Annotated in this window: 15 protein-coding genes; 11 read left to right on the top strand and 4 right to left on the bottom strand. The window is 70.1% G+C overall.

Annotated features, from left to right (window positions below):
• Nucleotides 1-114 precede the first annotated feature (114 nt).
• Nucleotides 115-936: an arylamine N-acetyltransferase family protein gene (locus ACZ56E_RS14385; protein ID WP_471214189.1), complete on the top strand. Its 822-nt coding sequence runs from the start codon at nucleotides 115-117 to the stop codon at nucleotides 934-936.
• 33 nt (nucleotides 937-969) lie between these two features.
• The gene (locus ACZ56E_RS14390; protein WP_471214191.1) at nucleotides 970-1,575 is read left to right on the top strand and encodes a YdbC family protein; all 606 of its coding nucleotides are present in this window, start codon (nucleotides 970-972) and stop codon (nucleotides 1,573-1,575) included.
• Nucleotides 1,576-1,677: 102 nt separating this feature from the next.
• Here the strand turns inward: ACZ56E_RS14390 and ACZ56E_RS14395 are convergent, their stop codons facing one another.
• Entirely contained in the window at nucleotides 1,678-2,211 is a 534-nt protein-coding gene (locus ACZ56E_RS14395) for a TetR/AcrR family transcriptional regulator (RefSeq protein WP_471214192.1), read from the bottom strand.
• Nucleotides 2,212-2,654: 443 nt separating this feature from the next.
• Here ACZ56E_RS14395 and ACZ56E_RS14400 point away from each other — a divergent pair, with 443 nt between their 5' ends.
• Genes ACZ56E_RS14400 through ACZ56E_RS14410 form a run of 3 tightly spaced genes read left to right on the top strand, consistent with a single transcriptional unit; the run spans nucleotide 2,655 to nucleotide 5,889 of the window.
• A complete protein-coding gene (locus ACZ56E_RS14400) occupies nucleotides 2,655-4,265 on the top strand; it encodes an ABC-F family ATP-binding cassette domain-containing protein (protein WP_471214193.1) in 1,611 nt (536 codons plus the stop codon).
• 34 nt (nucleotides 4,266-4,299) lie between these two features.
• Nucleotides 4,300-4,959: a histidine phosphatase family protein gene (locus ACZ56E_RS14405; RefSeq protein WP_471214194.1), complete on the top strand. Its 660-nt coding sequence runs from the start codon at nucleotides 4,300-4,302 to the stop codon at nucleotides 4,957-4,959.
• Nucleotides 4,960-4,980: 21 nt separating this feature from the next.
• A complete protein-coding gene (locus ACZ56E_RS14410; protein ID WP_471214196.1) occupies nucleotides 4,981-5,889 on the top strand; it encodes an ADP-ribosylglycohydrolase family protein in 909 nt (302 codons plus the stop codon).
• A 453-nt stretch (nucleotides 5,890-6,342) separates the two neighbouring features.
• Here the strand turns inward: ACZ56E_RS14410 and ACZ56E_RS14415 are convergent, their stop codons facing one another.
• On the bottom strand, nucleotides 6,343-7,902 hold the full coding sequence (locus ACZ56E_RS14415) for an MFS transporter (RefSeq protein ID WP_471214197.1): 1,560 nt from the start codon (nucleotides 7,900-7,902) through the stop codon (nucleotides 6,343-6,345).
• Nucleotides 7,903-8,051: 149 nt separating this feature from the next.
• Between ACZ56E_RS14415 and ACZ56E_RS14420 the strand changes: the two genes are divergently transcribed.
• The 3 genes from ACZ56E_RS14420 to ACZ56E_RS14430 all read left to right on the top strand — a co-directional run bounded on the left by ACZ56E_RS14420 (nucleotide 8,052) and on the right by ACZ56E_RS14430 (nucleotide 10,146).
• Nucleotides 8,052-8,666, top strand: coding sequence for a TetR/AcrR family transcriptional regulator (locus ACZ56E_RS14420; RefSeq protein ID WP_471214802.1), 615 nt, complete (start codon nucleotides 8,052-8,054; stop codon nucleotides 8,664-8,666).
• A 69-nt stretch (nucleotides 8,667-8,735) separates the two neighbouring features.
• Nucleotides 8,736-9,437: a ribonuclease HII gene (locus ACZ56E_RS14425; protein WP_468602871.1), complete on the top strand. Its 702-nt coding sequence runs from the start codon at nucleotides 8,736-8,738 to the stop codon at nucleotides 9,435-9,437.
• A 79-nt stretch (nucleotides 9,438-9,516) separates the two neighbouring features.
• Nucleotides 9,517-10,146, top strand: coding sequence for a hypothetical protein (locus ACZ56E_RS14430; RefSeq protein WP_471214199.1), 630 nt, complete (start codon nucleotides 9,517-9,519; stop codon nucleotides 10,144-10,146).
• Between the two features lie 259 nt (nucleotides 10,147-10,405).
• Here ACZ56E_RS14430 and ACZ56E_RS14435 read toward each other — a convergent pair whose 3' ends face one another.
• A complete protein-coding gene (locus tag ACZ56E_RS14435) occupies nucleotides 10,406-11,044 on the bottom strand; it encodes a hypothetical protein (protein ID WP_471214200.1) in 639 nt (212 codons plus the stop codon).
• Nucleotides 11,045-11,431: 387 nt separating this feature from the next.
• Between ACZ56E_RS14435 and ACZ56E_RS14440 the strand changes: the two genes are divergently transcribed.
• Nucleotides 11,432-13,591 (top strand): RecQ family ATP-dependent DNA helicase, encoded by a 2,160-nt coding sequence (locus ACZ56E_RS14440; RefSeq protein ID WP_471214201.1) that lies wholly within the window; start codon nucleotides 11,432-11,434, stop codon nucleotides 13,589-13,591.
• Nucleotides 13,592-13,663: 72 nt separating this feature from the next.
• Here the strand turns inward: ACZ56E_RS14440 and ACZ56E_RS14445 are convergent, their stop codons facing one another.
• The gene (locus ACZ56E_RS14445) at nucleotides 13,664-14,611 is read right to left on the bottom strand and encodes a methionyl-tRNA formyltransferase (RefSeq protein ID WP_468602863.1); all 948 of its coding nucleotides are present in this window, start codon (nucleotides 14,609-14,611) and stop codon (nucleotides 13,664-13,666) included.
• A 288-nt stretch (nucleotides 14,612-14,899) separates the two neighbouring features.
• Here ACZ56E_RS14445 and ACZ56E_RS14450 point away from each other — a divergent pair, with 288 nt between their 5' ends.
• Both ACZ56E_RS14450 and ACZ56E_RS14455 read left to right on the top strand, forming a co-directional pair.
• Complete coding sequence (locus ACZ56E_RS14450) at nucleotides 14,900-16,270, top strand: lysine N(6)-hydroxylase/L-ornithine N(5)-oxygenase family protein (protein ID WP_471214203.1); 1,371 nt, start codon at nucleotides 14,900-14,902, stop codon at nucleotides 16,268-16,270.
• Between the two features lie 105 nt (nucleotides 16,271-16,375).
• Entirely contained in the window at nucleotides 16,376-17,434 is a 1,059-nt protein-coding gene (locus tag ACZ56E_RS14455; RefSeq protein ID WP_468602859.1) for a FecCD family ABC transporter permease, read from the top strand.
• Nucleotides 17,435-17,471 lie beyond the last annotated feature (37 nt).

Below are 17,471 nucleotides of genomic sequence, written 5' to 3' on the forward strand. Positions count from 1 at the left end.
ACACACGCTACGGCGTACGACTGACAACGACGTAGCGTCGCTGGTCAGAGGCGGGCAACAGGGCCGAAGGCGAACGCCGTTGGCGTGCGATCCGACGAAGGAGATCATGAACCCATGACATTCAACGGGGACGACCTCGACATCGAGGCCTACTTGGCGAGACTCGGACACACAGGTGGGACAAAGCCGGATCTCGACACTCTGCGCGTGCTCCACAGAGAGCACGTGGCGGCGATTCCCTTCGAGAACCTCGAGATGATGCTCGGCCGTGCGGTGCCGCTGGACCTGCCGGCACTGCAGGACAAGCTGCTGCACAGTCGGCGGGGCGGCTACTGCTACGAGCAGAACCTGCTCTTCGCGGCTGCTCTGGAACGCATCGGCTTCGACGTCACCGGGCTCGCGGCTCGGGTCAGGGTCGGGGCATCATCCACGCGCGCGGTGACGCACATGGTCCTGAAGGTAGAGGTGGACGGCGAAGCGTGGCACTGCGATGTCGGATTCGGCGCCGACGGGCTGCTCGAACCGATCCCGCTGCGCGGCGGTGTGGAAATGCAGCAAGGAGAGTGGCGTTTCGGGCTCCAGCAGGAGGACGAGGGCGTCCTGGCGCTGCGGACATGGCGCTCCGACGGGTGGCTCGACCTCTACGCCTACACTCAGGAGCGGCGACTTCCCGTCGACTACGTAGTGATGAACCACTACACGTCGACTCACCCCAGGTCGTCGTTCATCAGGCGCCCGGTGGTGCAGAAGGCGGCTCCGGAGGTGCGTCGCAAGCTGGTGGGCGACCAGCTGACAGTGGTGCACCCGGACGGTTCTGTGGACGAACGAAGCGTTCCTGTGGGCGAATTGGTGGCTGTTCTCGACCGGGAGTTCGGTATTGAACTGGGCGCTGATGATGTAGCCGAGCTGATCCGGGTGCACTACGCCGGAGCGTGACCCGGGCCGCGCTCCGCGCCGTACGATGGCGCGGTGCTGGTCAAGTGGATTCGCTGCACCGTGGTGGACCGTCGGGGGTTCGAACGAGGGCAGCGAAAGTGGGCGGGGCTTTTGGGCGAGCCGGGGTTCCGGGGGCAGGGCGGGGGGTGGAGCCGGGGCCGTCCGGGTGTCGCTCACGTCTTCGCCTTCTGGGAGAGCCGAGCCTTCTACGACTCCTTCATGGCCCGCTCGCACGACCGCCTGGCGGCCGCACAGTCGGGCACCTACAAGAACCACCAGGCCAAGCTCTTCGACCACCGCTTCGACGTGAAGACCGGGTTCGAACCGCGCTTCACGGACGTGGATGTGCTGCGCGTGGCGCACTGCCGGGTCAGGGAGGCGCGGGTGGAGCACTTCGCACTGATGCAGGAGAAGGTGTGGAACCCCGCGATGGCAGGCTCGCCGGGAATGGTGCGCGGGCTTTTCGGCGAGGCGCCGGGGCACGAATTCCTGGTACTTTCCATGTGGCTGTCGGCGGCCGAGCACGGCAAATACCGCGCCGAGCGGGTGGAGCGGCTCTCGCTGCGGGCGCAGACGGACGCCGATGTGTCCGCGCTCGCGGGCGACATCGTGCATTTGGAACCGTCGTGGACGGTCTGACGCCTTAGCTGCCGCTTCCCCGACTCTTCCCTGATTCCTGCCCCCGGCTCTTTACCTGTCTCCGCTTACCTGCCACTTCTGCGATACCTGCCACTCCTGCGGTCATCGCCGGGCGAACGCGCCCTCACGGGTGGCGGCGACGGCTGCCGCCGCGGCCTGGTCCGCGAGCGGCGTGTCGATCGGCTCGCGTGTGATGAACACGCGGAGCAGCAGCGGGGCCGAGACGGCGCGGACGAGTGCCGCCGCGTCGGTGTCCGGGGGCGCGTCGCCGCGCGCGACGGCGCGGGCGACGACCGCCTCGCAGCGGCCGAACCGGTCGGCGTAGAAAGCGTGCAGGGCATCGGCGGCCCGTGCCGACTGGAACGCGGCCGCGACGAAGGCGGTGGGGGCCGCGGCCGCCGCGTCGTCGGAGAAGGAGTCGACCACTTCGCGGGCGAGCTCGCGCAGATCGCCCTCAAGGCTTCCGGTGTCCGGCGGGGTCCAGGTGTCCTCTCCCGCCATGTCCAAGGCGTCGGCGACCATGCCTTCGAGGCCGCCCCAGCGCCGGTACAGCGTGGTCTTGTGCACGCCCGAGTGATCGGCGATGTATTCGACGGTGAGCCCGGGATAGCCGTGATCGGTCAGGCCGCTCAGCACGGCGTCCCGGACGGCGGCGCGGGTGCGGGCCGTGCGGCCGCCGGGGCGGCGGGTGCCGGGAGCGGGCGACGGAGGAGCCGCTTCCGTTTTCCGGGACGGCGTCGCTGCCGCTTTTGCGGGCCCTTCTGCCTTGGCGGGTCGGCTCGCTTCAGCTTTCCCGGGCCCTTCCGAGCTGCGCTGCCGTGCCTCGCCGCGACGGGAACCGGCCGCGCCGGCCCCGCTCCGCCGCGTTGTTCCATCGCGCCCTGGCTGCTCAGCGCTCGATGCGTCACCACTCTGACCAGCTGCGACAGGCTTGTCCGCCATGGGTTCGGCCCTTCTCCGTCGTCTCGTCCGCCAACTAATCACAACTCGTGTTGCGTTAGATCGGTCAGTGTGCCACACTCATCGTAACGCGACAGGCGTTGCGTTTGTCCGAGGTGGATGCGAAATCGGGGGTGCTCTTGCCTACTCAGATCTCTCTGCACGGCGTGACCAAGAGTCGTGGGGACCGGTTGCTGCTCGACGGGGTGTCCCTCGCGGTCCGGCCGGGCGAGCGCATAGGCGTCGTCGGGGAGAACGGCGCGGGAAAGTCCACCCTGCTGCACCTGATGTCCGGAGATGAGCGGCCCGACGACGGCGAGGTCGTGACCGTCGCCGAGCGAGGTGCCGGGCTTCTCGCTCAGACTCCCCAACTCCCGGCCGACCGTTGTGTCGGTGACGCGATCGACGTGGCGCTGGTCGAACTGCGGGCCATGGAGCGCCGGTTGCGCGGCATGGAAGCGGACCTCGGTTCCGCGACGGAGAAGGAGCTGACGGAGTACGGCGACCTGCTCACGGCTTTCGAACTGCGCGGCGGCTATGAGGCGGACGCCCGTGTGGACAAGGCGATGCACGGACTGGGGCTCGGTCACATCGGCCGGGACAGGGTTCTGGGCAGCCTGTCCGGCGGTGAGCAGGCTCGGCTGGGCCTCGCCTGCCTCATCGCGGCAGCACCCGAGGTCATGTTCTTGGACGAACCGACCAATCACCTGGACGAGAGCGCACTGGACTGGCTGGAGGGCGCTCTTTCCGCACATCGTGGAACCGTGGTCGCGGTCTCCCATGACCGCACGTTCCTGGAGCGCGTGACCACCGCGATCCTCGAAGTGGACGCCGACCGCCGGTCGGTGGTGCGACACGGCGGCGGCTATCAAGGACTCGTGGCGGAACGGGCAGCGGCCCGACTGCGCTGGGAGCAGCAGTACGCGCAATGGTGCGAGGAGACGCGCGGGCTCCAGGAGTTCATGGCGACCACAGCTCACGCGGTAGCCGGTGGCCGGGGCATGAAGGACAACAACAAGATGGCGTACGACCGCGCCGGGGGCCGGGTCCAGGCCTCGGTCGCCGGACGCGTGAGGAACGCGCAAGAGCGACTCCGGAGACTGCAGGAGCACCCGGTGCCGAAGCCTCCGGAACCGCTGCACTTCACGGCACGCCCCGTGACGGGCGCCGCCGAAGGGGCCCTGGTGACCCTGCGGGACGTGCGGGTGGGGGAGCGGCTGGCCGTGGAGTCGCTCACTGTCTCGGCCGGCGACCGACTGCTGATCCACGGAGACAACGGCGCGGGAAAGTCCACTCTGCTGCGAACCATGGCGGGGGTGCTCGAACCCGACGAAGGCTCTGCCGTCCGCAGAGGCCGGATCGGCTATCTCGCCCAGGAGATACCGATACGACGTCCCGCCGAGCCCGTCCTCGAAGTGTTCGGCAAGGGCCTGGGGCTGACCGAGGAGGAACAGCGGGCACTGATCCTCTCGTACGGCCTGTTCCGGCCCCGGGACCTGCACATACCGGTAGGTTCCCTGTCCGCCGGGCAGCGCCGGAGGCTGGCCCTCGCGCGGCTGCTCGCCAGGCCCGCCGACCTGCTGCTGCTCGACGAGCCGGCCAATCACCTGGCACTCGGACTGGTCGAGGAGCTGGAGGCGGCACTCGACCAGTGGACGGGAGCGCTGGTCGTCGTCTCGCACGACCGGCTCCTCCGTCGACGCTTCAGGGGCCGAATACGCCGGATGGAGGCCGGACGGCTACCCGACTGAGCAGCCCGACAGGGACCCGATCTAGGGTTTCCCTATGGCACGCCCGCGGCGCATCATCCTGGTCCGGCACGGCGAGTCGGCCGGAAACGCCGACGACACCGTGTACGAGCGCGAGCCCGACCATGCGCTCGCGCTCACCGAATCGGGGTGGTCCCAAGCGGCGGACACGGGGAAACACCTGCGGGAACTGCTCGGTCGTGAGCGGGTGAGCGTGTACGTCTCGCCGTACCGCCGCACCCACGAGACCCTCCAGGCGTTCCGGCTCGACCCCGAGCTGGTGCGCGTGCGGGAGGAGCCGAGGCTGCGGGAACAGGACTGGGGCAACTGGCAGGACCGGGACGACGTGAGGCTGCAGAAGGCGTACCGCGACGCGTACGGGCACTTCTTCTACCGCTTCGCGCAGGGGGAATCGGGGGCCGATGTCTACGACAGGGTGGGAGCTTTCCTGGAGAGCCTCTACCGGAGCTTCGAGGCCCCGGACCACCCGCCCAACGTCCTGCTGGTCACGCACGGATTGACCATGCGACTGTTCTGCATGCGCTGGTTCCACTGGACGGTGGCGGAGTTCGAGTCACTGTCCAACCCGGGCAACGGAGAGATGAGGATGTTGGTGCTCGGTGACGACGGCAAGTACACGCTGGACCGACCGTTCGAGCGCTGGCGCGAGCCGGAGCCGTACGGGGTCACCGGATAGCCGGATAGAGTGGGCAGGGCGATGACCGCTGACTCCTCTCCCGACCAGCGCCTCGAGCGCGCCATGGCCAGCCTGCGCGGACTGGCGGTGGGGGACGCGCTGGGCTCACAGTTCTTCGTGCCCGCGCACTACCCGCTGCTGAAGCGCCGAGAGCTGCCCGACGCCCCCTGGCAATGGACCGACGACACGGAGATGGCCTGCTCCGTCCTGGCCGTCCTCAGTAGGCACCGTCGGATCGACCAGGACGCACTCGCCCAGTCCTTCGCCGAGCACCATGACGTCGACCGCGGATACGGCCCTGCCGTGAACCGGCTGCTTGAGCAGGTGCGGGAGGGCGGGGACTGGCGGGAGCTGGCCTCCGCGCTCTTCAAGGGGCAGGGCTCCTGGGGGAACGGCGCGGCGATGCGGATCGCCCCGCTCGGCGCCTGGTACGCCGACGACCCCGAGCAGGCGACGCACCAGGCGGAGATCTCGGCGTACCCCACGCATCAGCACCGTGAGGCGGTCGTCGGGTCGATGGCGGTGGCCGCGGCCGCGGCGCTGACGGCCGACCCCGCTGGGCCGCCCACACCGAAGGAACTCCTCGACGGGGTCATCGACCTGGTGCCCCGCAGTGCTGTGGGGGCGGGGCTGCGCCGGGCGCGGGACATGCTCGACTACGGCGATGCCGGGACGGTCGCGGCGGTGCTGGGGTGCGGTCGGCGTACCACGGCGCATGACACGGTGCCGTTCGCGTTGTGGTCGGCCGCTCGTGGGCTCGGGGCGTACGAGCGGGCCATATGGGACACGGCGCAGGTGGGCGGCGACATGGATACGACCTGCGCCATCGTGGGTGGCGTGGTCGCGTGCGGTGAGGGCGGAGCGCCGCCCGAGGAGTGGCTTGCCCGCACCGAGGCGCTGCCCGGCTGGCTCACCGGCGACGTGGTCTGACCGCCGGGCGGGCGGAGGGGCTGGGTCGATTCGGGTAGCGCGGCGGGGCCGGACGGGGCTGGGCTGGCCCAGCTGGCCCCTGTCTGAGCGGCAGGAGCCTCACCGTCAGGGTGGCACCGCCGCCTGATCAGCCTGACCGGCCCTGTTGCGGGCGGGGGCCGCTCATGTGGCCTGTGGCTATTCTGAGGCTGGTGGCTAGTTGATCTTGGCTTGCGTGCGTTGACTGGATGCCGGTGCCGGCAGTTGCTCCGCGGTCACTTGTGTGGGTGGCGCGCTGGGCGGCGTGCACCGGCCGGAAGGGGGCCCGCCGTGTCCGAAACCTGCGACAGCACGCGGGCGTCACGCGACAAGGTGCGGGCGTCGGCGGCACGTCCTCCGTGCGCCGGCGCCCGCGGCCCTGCCGCGTCAGTCACCTGCGGCCCTGCCGCGTCAGCCGCCCGCGGGGCCGTCCCGTCAGCCGCCCGCGGGCCCCGCGGCGCTTGCTGTGCCGGCGAGGGCGTCGAGGTCGCTCTTGCGGACGCGGATCACCAGTGCGGCGGTGATCAGGGCGATTACGGCCATGGCGGCGGCCGGTATGAAGGCGGTCGAGATGCCCTCGGACAGCACCTCGTGGCCCCAGGGGGCGGGGAGCTCATGCGTTTTGGCGAACTCGGCCTTCTGCTCCGGTGTGGCGTGGGCCATGAAGTCCGCCATCTGGTCCTTGGCCTCGTCGCGGCTGGCCGTGCCGAAGACCGTGGTGAGGATGGAGAGGCCGAGCGAGCCGCCCACCTGCTGGGTGGCGTTGAGCAGTCCGGATGCCGCGCCCGCTTCGTGGAGGGCCACTCCGGAGACGGCGGTGAGCGTCAGTGTGACGAAGTTCAGACCCATGCCGAAGCCGAACAGCAGCATCGGGCCGAGCACTCCACCGACGTACGAACTGTCGGGGCCGATCAGGGTCTGCCAGCCGAGCCCGAGCGCGACGATGACGGAACCCGTCACCATGAACGGCTTGGGGCCGAGCACGGGGAGGAACTTCTGCGACAGGGCCGCCCCGATCGCGATGACGACGGTGACCGGCAGGAAGGCCAGGCCCGCCTCGATCGGCGTGTAGTTCAGGATGTTCTGCACGAAGAGGACGATGAAGAAGAACATGCCGAACATCGCGGCGGCCAGGCTGAGCATGATCACGTATGTGCCGGAGCGGTTGCGGTCGGCGAACATCCGGAGAGGTGTGATCGGCTCCTTCGCGCGCCGCTCGACGAAGACGAAGGCCAGCAGAAGGACCACCGCCGCGGCGAACGAGCCGACGGTGAGGCTGTCGCGCCAGCCTTCCTCGGACGCGCGGATGAATCCGTAGACCAGGGAGGCCATGCCGAGTGTCGACGTCGTCGCGCCCAGGATGTCGAAGCGGCCGGGGTGACGCTCGGACTCGTTGATGTAGAGCGGGGTGAGGATGGCTATCAGGACGCCGATGGGCACGTTCACGAACAGGACCCAGCGCCAGTCGAGCCACTCGGTGAGCATGCCGCCCGCCAGCAGGCCGATGGCGCCACCACCTGCGGAGACGGCGGCGAAGACGCCGAAGGCGCGGTTCCGCTCGGGGCCTTCGGGGAAAGTCGTCGTGATGAGGGCCAGCGAGGTGGGCGACGCGATGGCACCGCCGACGCCCTGCAGGGCGCGCGCGGCCAGCAACTGCCAGGGCTCCTGGGCGAATCCGCCGAGGAGCGAGGCAGCCGTGAAGAGGAGGATGCCGGCCATGAAGACGCGGCGGCGTCCCAGAATGTCACCGGCGCGGCCACCGAGCAGCAGCAGGCCGCCGAAGGTGAGGGTGTACGCGCTGACGACCCAAGTGAGGTCGGTCGTGGAGAAGTTCAGCGCTCCCTGGATGTGCGGAAGCGCGATGTTCACAATCGTGGCATCCAGGACCACCATGAGTTGGCAGGCCGCGATGACGGTGAGAGCCAGGCCCGGGTGACCCTCTCGGCGGGCTGCCCCCGGGTTTTGATTTTTCGTCAGCTGAGAGGTGGTCGTCATGATCCCCCACAAGTTCCTTAGTGAACGGCCCCGTTCACTGTTCATACGACGGTAGTGACTCCCCTTGAGTGAACGCAAGCGTTCACTCACCCTTCTCGTGTGCTCACCCTGTGCTCACCCTTCCTTGCGTGCTCAATGGAGAGAGAATGATGGCTACTTCCCGCTGGGCGGCCGTGCCCGCTCGAACGGTCTCCCCGCGTCGCCGGGGTGCTGTCCTGGAGCAGGCGATCCTCGATGCCGCCCTCGAGCAGCTCGGCACCGTCGGCTGGGGCGGGCTCACGATGGAAGGGGTGGCCGCGGGCGCACAGACCGGCAAGGCCGCCGTCTACCGCCGCTGGCCGTCCAAGGAGGATCTGGTCGTGCACGCGTTGCGCGCAGGGCTGCCGCGGCTCGACAGCGTCCCGGATCTCGGCAGCGTCCGGGAGGACCTGCTGGAGCTGTGCAGGCGGGTGCGGGTCACGATGTTCTCGCGCCCCGGGCACGCCCTGCGTGCCGTGCTTCACGAGTGCGACACGGCAACGGCCGAGCGCTTCCATGACGTGATCTTCGAAGGCGTCGTCGAGCCGAGCGTGAAGTTGATCAAGGAGGTCATCCGGCGGGGAATCGAGCGCGGAGAGGTGCGTTCCGGAGGGCTCGACGCGTACGTCTGTGACGTCATTCCGGCCATGTTCATGTACCGCTCGAAGGTGTGCGGAAGTGAATGGCGGGACGATGAGTTCGAGGCCCTGATCGACCGCGTGATGGTTCCGCTGCTGCGGCCCTGACCGGGTCCGGAGCGTTTGGGCAAGCCTGGGTGTCGCGGGCGGTTCCCGGCGGCGTAGGCTATTGACGCCATGCCGTACGAAGCACCCACCCACACCGTCGAGCGCTCCTTGCGCGCCACCACCGGAGCGAAGATCGTCGCCGGTGTCGACGAGGTCGGGCGCGGCGCGTGGGCGGGACCGGTCACCGTCTGTGCGGCGGTCACGGGACTGCGCCGGCCGCCCGAAGGGCTTACCGACTCCAAGCTGATCACTCCGAAGCGGCGCACCGCGCTCGCCGCGGAGCTGGAGAGCTGGGTCACGGCGCACGCCCTCGGTCATGCCTCGCACGAGGAGATCGACGCACTGGGGATGACGGCCGCGCTGCGGCTCGCCGCGGTGCGCGCTCTGGAGGGGCTGCCGCTCCGCCCGGACGCGGTCATCCTCGACGGGAAGCACGACTACCTCGGGACTCCCTGGCAGGTTCGTACGGTGATCAAAGGTGACCAGTCCTGTGTGGCTGTCGCCGCGGCTTCGGTGATCGCCAAGGTTCAGCGCGACAAAATGATGGCCGAACTGGGCATCGAACATGCAGACTTCGGTTTTGCGGCCAACGCCGGCTATCCGTCGCCGGTGCACAAGGCCGCGCTGGCGGAGCGGGGGCCCACCCCGTACCACCGGCTTTCGTGGGCGTATCTTGATGCGTTGCCCCAGTGGCGGCATCTCAAGAAGGCCCGCAGCTGGGCGGACGGAAAGGTTCCGGAAATCGAGGGTCAGCTCGGCTTTGAGTTCTGACGCTTTTCCGGCGCTTCCGATCGCACTCATGTGCCACCCGCCGACGCGAGTCGTGTCGGCGTTTGATAGACAACACTTCATGCCTCTCATTCCCGAGGAGCCTCAGATTCACGAGAGTGCCCAGGGTCCCCGCGCCGCGCAGGCCACCGGCCGCACCGCGCCGACCCCCCGCCCCGTACCCGGCCCGCGTCCCGCGGCTCCGCCGCGTCCCGGCCGTCCGGGTCCTGCCCGGCCGATGCCGCCCGCGCAGCGCGCGCCGCGCGACACGGCCGCCAAGCCCGGGGCGCCCGCCCCGGCTGCCCCCGACGCTTCGGCCTCGGTTCCGCAGGTCCAGCTGATCCCGGCCTCGGCCGAGGGTGCGCTGGACGCGGCCGAGGAAGCCGTCGACCTCCTGCTCGACTCCGGGCGTGCCCCCGGCGACGTCCTGGTGATCAGCACCGGTGACCCGCACCCGTGGGCCGCGCACGAGCTGTCCTTCGGCGAAGCCGCCTACTGGGCTCAGCACGACGCGGGTGACGACGTCTTCTACGCCGACGCCGCCGCACTGCATCGTGCCGCGCCCCGGCCCGTGGTCGTCGTCGCCGTCAACGGCGGCAGCGAAGAGACCGCGGTCGCGGCGCTGCCGACGGCGCTCACGCGCGCGAAGGCGCTGTTGATCGTCTGCGGTGACCCGCAGCGGATCAACGCGATGCTGGGCGCGGGCGTCTGACACCGACGTCCGCGCGCTGACGCGGTGAAGTCACGGCTGCGCTGGAGCAGCCGAAAGCACAGTGCGGTGGCCGACGTATGCCGTGGGCTTCCGTGCCGTGCTTTCGGTTTCCTGTGAGCCGTGTGAGCCGTGTGAGCCGTGTGAGCCGTGCGGGGCCTGTGAGCCGTGCCGGGCGTGTGGGCTGTCTGTACGGGTACCGACGTGCTGTCGGTACAGGTACGGAAGGCGTCGCGCTGTGGTGCGGGACAGGTGCCCGCCGTTAGCGTGCCGCCGCGCGCCGCAGTACTTCGGAGGCGGCGCCTCCGGTACGCGTCGTCGGCGGATCGGCCTCGCCGAGCTCCTCGGGTCGCGAACCCGCGCTCGGCCGGCGGCCGCCGCGCCCCTCGCCGAGCACCTGCCAGCCGTCGCGCGTCAGCGTGATGTACGCGCCGCAGCGCAGTCCGTGCAGGGTGCAGGCGTCCCGCAGCCCCCACATCCAGGCCCCGTCCTCCTGGGTCCAACGGGCGTCCCCGTCACGGCAGTAGAGCAGGACGGCGGTGCGCACCGGGGTGCGGCGCCGCAGGTCGTGCGGGATGATCCGGCGCAACTGCGTGAGCAGCGCGTTCCGGAAGACCCAGCCGTCCGTCACCGTCGCGCGCCGGCTGAACGAGGCGCTCGCCCGCAGCCGTTCGTCCGGATCGAGCACGGCCACGACGGCCGTCGCCGGGGTCGGCCGATGGCGTGCGTGCAGACCGCCGACGAGCTCCCGGGGGTTGCGCAGCAGCGGAATCCCCGCGGCTGACCACTCGGAGGGCTCCAGCATCCGGGCCAGTCGGTGGTCGGAATCGGCGTACAGCTCGGCCGAGGCCGGGGGCTCCGGCACCGGTACGGCAGGGGACGAAGCGAATCCGAAGGTCACGGTCCTCCCTTCGGCTACGCGCCCGTGGTGCGGGCGGGGTCGGACTGGGGGAGCGCAGCGCGGCACAGCCCTACCGGACCACGGAGAGCCGCACGGGGGAGCGACTCCGATTCTTCCCGTCGCAGTCGTCGGCGGCAACGAGCAATCGGCCCCGCATGCCGGTATCGGATGATGCGCTGCTTATATCCCTGCCCATTTCATGGTCGTCCGACGCTTGCGCCCTCCTCGTACGGCAAGAAACAGCAGTAACGCACGACGAAGAACAGTGGTCGTGCGCGGCCGGAAGCAGCGGCAGCGTACGTTCGGGACCAGCGGCAACGCGCCCATCGAGCGGAGCGTGCCGCGGCAGATTGGGCGATTGTCAGTGGCATCGGGTTGCATGGGGTCATGGACAACCTGGAGCTCCGCACCGAAGCCGACGCCATCCTCGCCGAGCTCGTCGGCGACCCCGGGGGCACGGCGCGGCTGCGCGAGGACCAGTGGCAGGCGGTGGCGGCGCTGGTGCGGGAGCGGCGGCGCGCCCTGGTGGTGCAGCGGACCGGCTGGGGCAAGTCGGCGGTGTACTTCGTGGCCACCGCTCTGCTGCGACGGCGCGGCGCGGGGCCGACGGTGATCATCTCGCCCCTCCTCGCGCTGATGCGCAACCAGGTCGAGTCGGCGGCGCGGGCCGGCATCCAGGCCCGCACCATCAACTCGGCGAACCCGGAGGAATGGGACACGATCTACGGGGAGGTCGAGCGCGGCGAGACCGACGTTCTCCTCGTCAGCCCGGAGCGGCTGAATTCGGTCGACTTCCGCGACCAGGTGCTGCCCAAGCTCGCCGCCACCACCGGACTCCTGGTGGTGGACGAGGCGCACTGCATCTCCGACTGGGGGCACGACTTCCGGCCGGACTACCGCAGGCTGCGGTCGATGCTGACCGAGCTCCCGGCCGGCGTGCCCGTCCTCGCCACCACCGCGACCGCGAACGCCCGCGTCACCGCGGACGTCGCCGAGCAGCTGGGCACCGGCGCCGGCGAGGCCCTGGTGCTGCGCGGCCCGCTGGACAGGGAGAGCCTGCGCCTCGGCGTGGTCCAACTCCCGGATGCCGCACACCGGCTGGCCTGGCTCGCCGAGCACCTGGACGAGCTGCAGGGCTCCGGCATCATCTACGCACTGACGGTCGCCGCCGCCGAGGAGGCCACCGCCTTCCTGCGCCAGCGCGGCTTCAAGGTCGCGTCGTACACGGGCCGCACGGAGAACGCCGACCGGCTGCAGGCCGAGACCGACCTCCAGGAGAACCGGGTCAAGGCGCTCGTCGCCACCTCGGCGCTCGGGATGGGCTTCGACAAGCCGGACCTCGGATTCGTGGTCCACCTCGGCTCGCCGTCCTCCCCGATCGCGTACTACCAACAGGTCGGCCGTGCGGGCCGCGGTGTGGAGCACGCCGATGTGCTGCTGCTGCCCGGCAAGGAGGACGAGGCGATCTGGCGCTACTTCGCCGATACGGCGTTCCCGCCCGAGGCGCAGGTCCGCCAGACCCTCTCGGCCCTCGCCGACGCCGGGCGGCCGCTGTCCGTGCCCGCCCTGGAGGCCCTGGTCGAGCTGCGCCGCACCCGCCTCGAGACCATGCTGAAGGTGCTCGACGTGGACGGCGCGGTCAAGCGCGTGAAGGGCGGCTGGATCTCCACCGGCGAGCCCTGGGTCTACGACTCCGAGCGGTACGCCTGGGTAGCCAGGCAGCGCCAGTCCGAGCAGCAGGCGATGCGGGACTATGTGAGCACGGCCCAGTGCCGCATGGAGTTCCTGCGTCGGCAGCTGGACGACGAGGGGGCGATCCCGTGCGGCCGCTGCGACAACTGCGCGGGCCCCTGGACCGAGTCGTCCGTGTCTACGGAGGCGCTGTCGGGCGCGACGAAGGAGCTGGACCGGCCGGGGGTCGAGATCGAGCCGCGCAGAATGTGGCCGACGGGCATGCCCGCGCTCGGCATCGACCTCAAGGGCCGCATCCCGGCGAAGGAGCAGTGCTCCACCGGGCGCGCCCTCGGCCGGCTCTCGGACATCGGCTGGGGCAACCGACTGCGCCCGCTCCTCGCCGACAGCGCGCCGGACGGCCCGGTTCCCGACGACGTCCTGCGCGCCGCGGTGGCCGTTCTCGCCGACTGGGCGCGCTCTCCGGGGGGCTGGGCGTCGGACGCCGCGGATGCCGCCGCCCGGCCGGTGGGCGTCGTGGCCGTGCCGTCCCTCACCCGTCCGCAACTCGTCGGCACCCTCGCGCAGGGCATCGCGTCCGTCGGCCGGCTGCCCTTCCTCGGCACGCTGACGTACACGAGCCCGGACGGCGCGCACGCGGCGCGCCGCAGCAATTCCGCCCAGCGGCTCCGGGCGTTGTCCGGTGCCTTCAGCGTCGAGGGGGAGCTGGCCGCCGCCCTGGCCGGCGCACCGGGACCGGTCCTGCTGGTGGACGACTACACCGACTCCGGCTGGACCCTCGCGGTCGCCGCCCGCCTTCTGCGCCGGGCGGGCGGCGAGCAGGTGCTGCCCCTGGTCCTCGCGGCAGCGGGCTGAGCCCCGGGTCCGGGGCGGCCACCGCTCAGGGGACGACCGCTCAGGGGCGGCCACCGCTCAAGGAACGACCGCTCAGGGGCGGCTGGTCAAGTAGCCGCCCATGGACGTGAAGTACTCCGTCGCGGGCAGCTCACGGCCGTCCTCGGTCCGGACGCGCGTGATGGCCAGGCCGTGGTTGCGGCCGTGCCGGGCGTCGGCTCCGGCGACGATGACCACGCCTTCGCCCTCGCGGTAGAAGATGCGTCCGGGCGTACCGCCGTAGCGGCCCTCGGAGACCACCGCGGAGACGATCTCCAGTCGCTTGCCCTTGTGGAACGCGAAGGCGCTGGGGTACGGCGCGGACTGGGCGCGGATCAGGCGCTCCAGGTCCTCGGCCGGCCAGGTCCAGTCGACGCGGATGTCCTCGGCGGACCGCTTGTGGAAGAAGCTCGCCTGCGAGCGGTCCTGCTTGGTGAACTCCGTCTGGCCGCTCGCGATGAGGTCGAGCGCGCCGATGGTGACCGGGGCGATCAGGTCGACCGTCTTGTGGAAGAGGTCGGTCGCCGTGTCCTTCGGTCCGACCGGGACGGCCTCCTGGCGGACGATGTCACCGGCGTCGAGCTCGTCGTCCATCATGTGCGCGGTCACGCCGACTTCGGACTCGCCGTTGATCATCGCCCAGATGATCGGGGAGAAGCCCGCGTACTTCGGCAGCAGCGAGTCGTGGACGTTCAGCGTGCCGTGGCGGGGGAGGCCGAAGATGCGCGGGGGGATCCACGTACGCCAGTTGTTGGCGACAATGATGTCCGCGTCCGCCTCCTTGAGGCGCTCGAACAGCTCCTCGTCGTCGGGGCGGTTGCGGATCAGTACCGGTACGCCGTGCTCCTCGGCGAGGTCGGCGACGGAATCGCTCCAGATCTTCTCGTACGCGTGCTCGCTCTTGGGGTGCGTCACGACCAGTGCCACGTCGTGTTCGGAGTCCAGGAGGGCTTGCAGGGTGCGGTGCCCCCAGGTCTGGTAACCGAACATGACGACCCGCATGGGGTTCCTCCTCAGAGCAGGGAAAGGCAGGGAAAGCAAGGAAAGGCAGGGCAAAGCTGACGATAAGTAAAGCAAGCCTTACCTTAGTATGCAACGAGTCTACTTTGCGCCTCAGTTGACGGGACCGGATACCCGCACCAAAGGGCTGGTTGCCCGATTTGCCCGGTCGACAGTCTCGTCTGATTAGCTTAGGCTCACCTAAGTTCGAGTGGGTCGCTCTGTCGATGTGCCCACCATCTGTACCTTCCCCACGCCTGACAGGCGGCTTCCCCGCACGATGGGAGTGACATGTCACAGGTTCTTCCTGGCGACGCACCACTGGTCCACGACCTCATTGGCATCGGCTTCGGCCCGTCCAATGTGGCGATGGCGATCGCGCTCAGCGAGCACAACGCAAGCGTCGGCAGGGAGGAGACGGTCACCGCTCACTTCTTCGAGCAGCAGCCGAGCTTCGGCTGGCACCGCGGCATGCTGATCGACGACGCGACCATGCAGGTGTCCTTCCTGAAGGACCTGGTGACACAGCGGAACCCCACCAGCGAGTTCAGCTTCCTCTGCTACCTGAAGAGCAAGGGAAGGCTGACCGACTTCATCAACCACAAGAACCTCTTCCCGCTGCGGGTGGAGTTCCACGACTACCTGGAGTGGTCCGCGGCCAAGGTCGACGACATGGTCTCCTACGGTCACGAGGTCGTCGGCGTCACGCCGTTCGTCCGTGACGGAGTCGTGGAGTACCTGGACGTGACGGTCCGGTCGGCGGAGGGACTCGCCGTCCACCGCGCCCGCAACCTCGTCATAGGCACCGGCCTCCGCCCCCTCATGCCGGAGGGCGTGGAGCGCGGCGACCGCGTCTGGCACAACTCCGAACTGCTGACGAAGGTCGAGCAGTTGGAGGGCACCTCGCCCTCCCGCTTCGTCGTCGTGGGCGCCGGCCAGAGCGCCGCCGAGAACGTCGCCTATCTGCACCGCCGCTTCCCCGAGGCCGAGGTCTGCGCGGTCTTCTCCCGTTACGGCTACAGCCCCGCCGACGACAGCAGCTTCGCCAACCGGATCTTCGACCCGGACGCCGTCGACGAGTACTTCGAGGCGCCCGAGGACGTCAAGCGACGGCTGATGGACTACCACGGCAACACCAACTACTCCGTGGTGGACATCGACCTGATCGACGACCTGTACCGGCAGATGTACCAGGAGAAGGTCCTCGGCACCCAGCGGCTGCGCTTCCTCAACGTCTCCCGCCTCACCGGTGTCAAGGAGACCGCCGACGGCGTCCAGGCCGAGGTGAAGTCGCTCGTCACGGGCGAGGAGAGCCTCGTGGACGCCGACGTCGTGGTGTTCGCCACCGGTTACAGCCCCGCCGACCCCGTCGGCCTCCTCGGCGAGGTCGCCGACCGCTGCCTCCGCGACGATCAGGGCCGCGTCCGCGTCGAGCGCGACTACCGCATCACGACCGACCCCGACCTGCGCTGCGGCATCTACCTCCAGGGCGGTACGGAGCACACGCACGGCATCACCTCGTCGCTGCTGTCCAACATCGCGATCCGCGTCGGTGAGATCCTGGACTCGGTCCGCGCCCGCGGCACCGAGTCGTCCGGATCCACGTCCGCTGCCGCCGAGACCCGCCCGGTCGCCGGCGAAACCGGCAGCGCCGCCCGCTAGGGCTTCTCCGGCCGCCACCGCGCCCACGGCTCGGCTCCCCGCACACCGGGAGCGCCCCACCCGGCCGTGCGGCGCGGGCCGATCAAAGGGATAACGTACGTCGACATGAGCACGACTGCAGTGGAGCGCCCCGTGCCGATGGGCGTAACCGAGGCCAGGCGGCGGCGGGTTCTGGGCCTTGGCCTGCTCGCCGTGGTCCTGGTGGTCGCGGCGGCGGTGTCGCTGGCCGTGGGCGCGCGCGCACTGAGCCCCGCCGAGGTGTGGCACGGGCTGTTCGCGGCGCCGGAATCCGACCAGCGGCTCACCGAGATCAGACTCATCGTGCAGACCGTGCGCGTGCCGCGGACCGTGCTCGCGCTGGTCGCGGGCGTCGCCCTCGGTGTCGGCGGGGCGCTCATCCAGGGGTACACCCGCAACCCGATCGCGGACACCGGCCTGCTGGGGGTGAACGCGGGCGCGTCGTTCGCCGTGGTGTCGGTGATCGCCGTGTTCGGGCTGTCCAACCCCTTCCAGTACGTATGGTTCGCCTTCCTGGGGGCGGCCGTGGCGGGTGTCGTCGTGTTCGGCCTCGCGAGCATCGGCCGCGGGGCCGGCAACCCGCTGACGCTCGCGCTGGCCGGGCAGGGCATCACGGTGTTCCTCGCGGCGATGACGACGGCGGTCGCGCTCTCGGACCAGAAGTCCCTGAACGCGCTGCGGTTCTGGAACGCGGGCTCCGTGGCCGGCGTCGGATTCGACGTCATCTGGCCGGTGGCCGCGTTCATCGCGGTCGGACTCGTGCTGGCCATGACGACGCTGCCCGCCCTCAACCTGCTCAACCTGGGTGAGGACGTGGCGCGCGGGCTCGGCGTGAACATCGCCGTCAGCCGGACCGTCGGCATCCTCGCCATCACGCTGCTCGCGGGCGCGGCGACGGCGGCCTGCGGCCCCATCGCGTTCCTCGGACTCATGGTGGCGCACGTGGCCAGGTACTGGACCGGCCCCGACTACCGCTGGCTCGTGCCGTACGCGGGTCTCCTCGGCGCCGTCGTCCTGCTGGTCTGCGACATCGTGGGCCGACTGGTGGTGCGGCCCGGCGAGCTGGAGGCGGGGGTCGTCGTGGCGCTGCTCGGGGCGCCGTTCTTCGCGGTCCTGGTCTGGCGAGGAAAGTTCAAGAGCGCATGAGCGGGACGCGAGGGCACATGAACGCGACAGAAGCCGA

The sequence above is a fragment of the Streptomyces sp. NPDC039480 genome, from assembly GCF_055597165.1.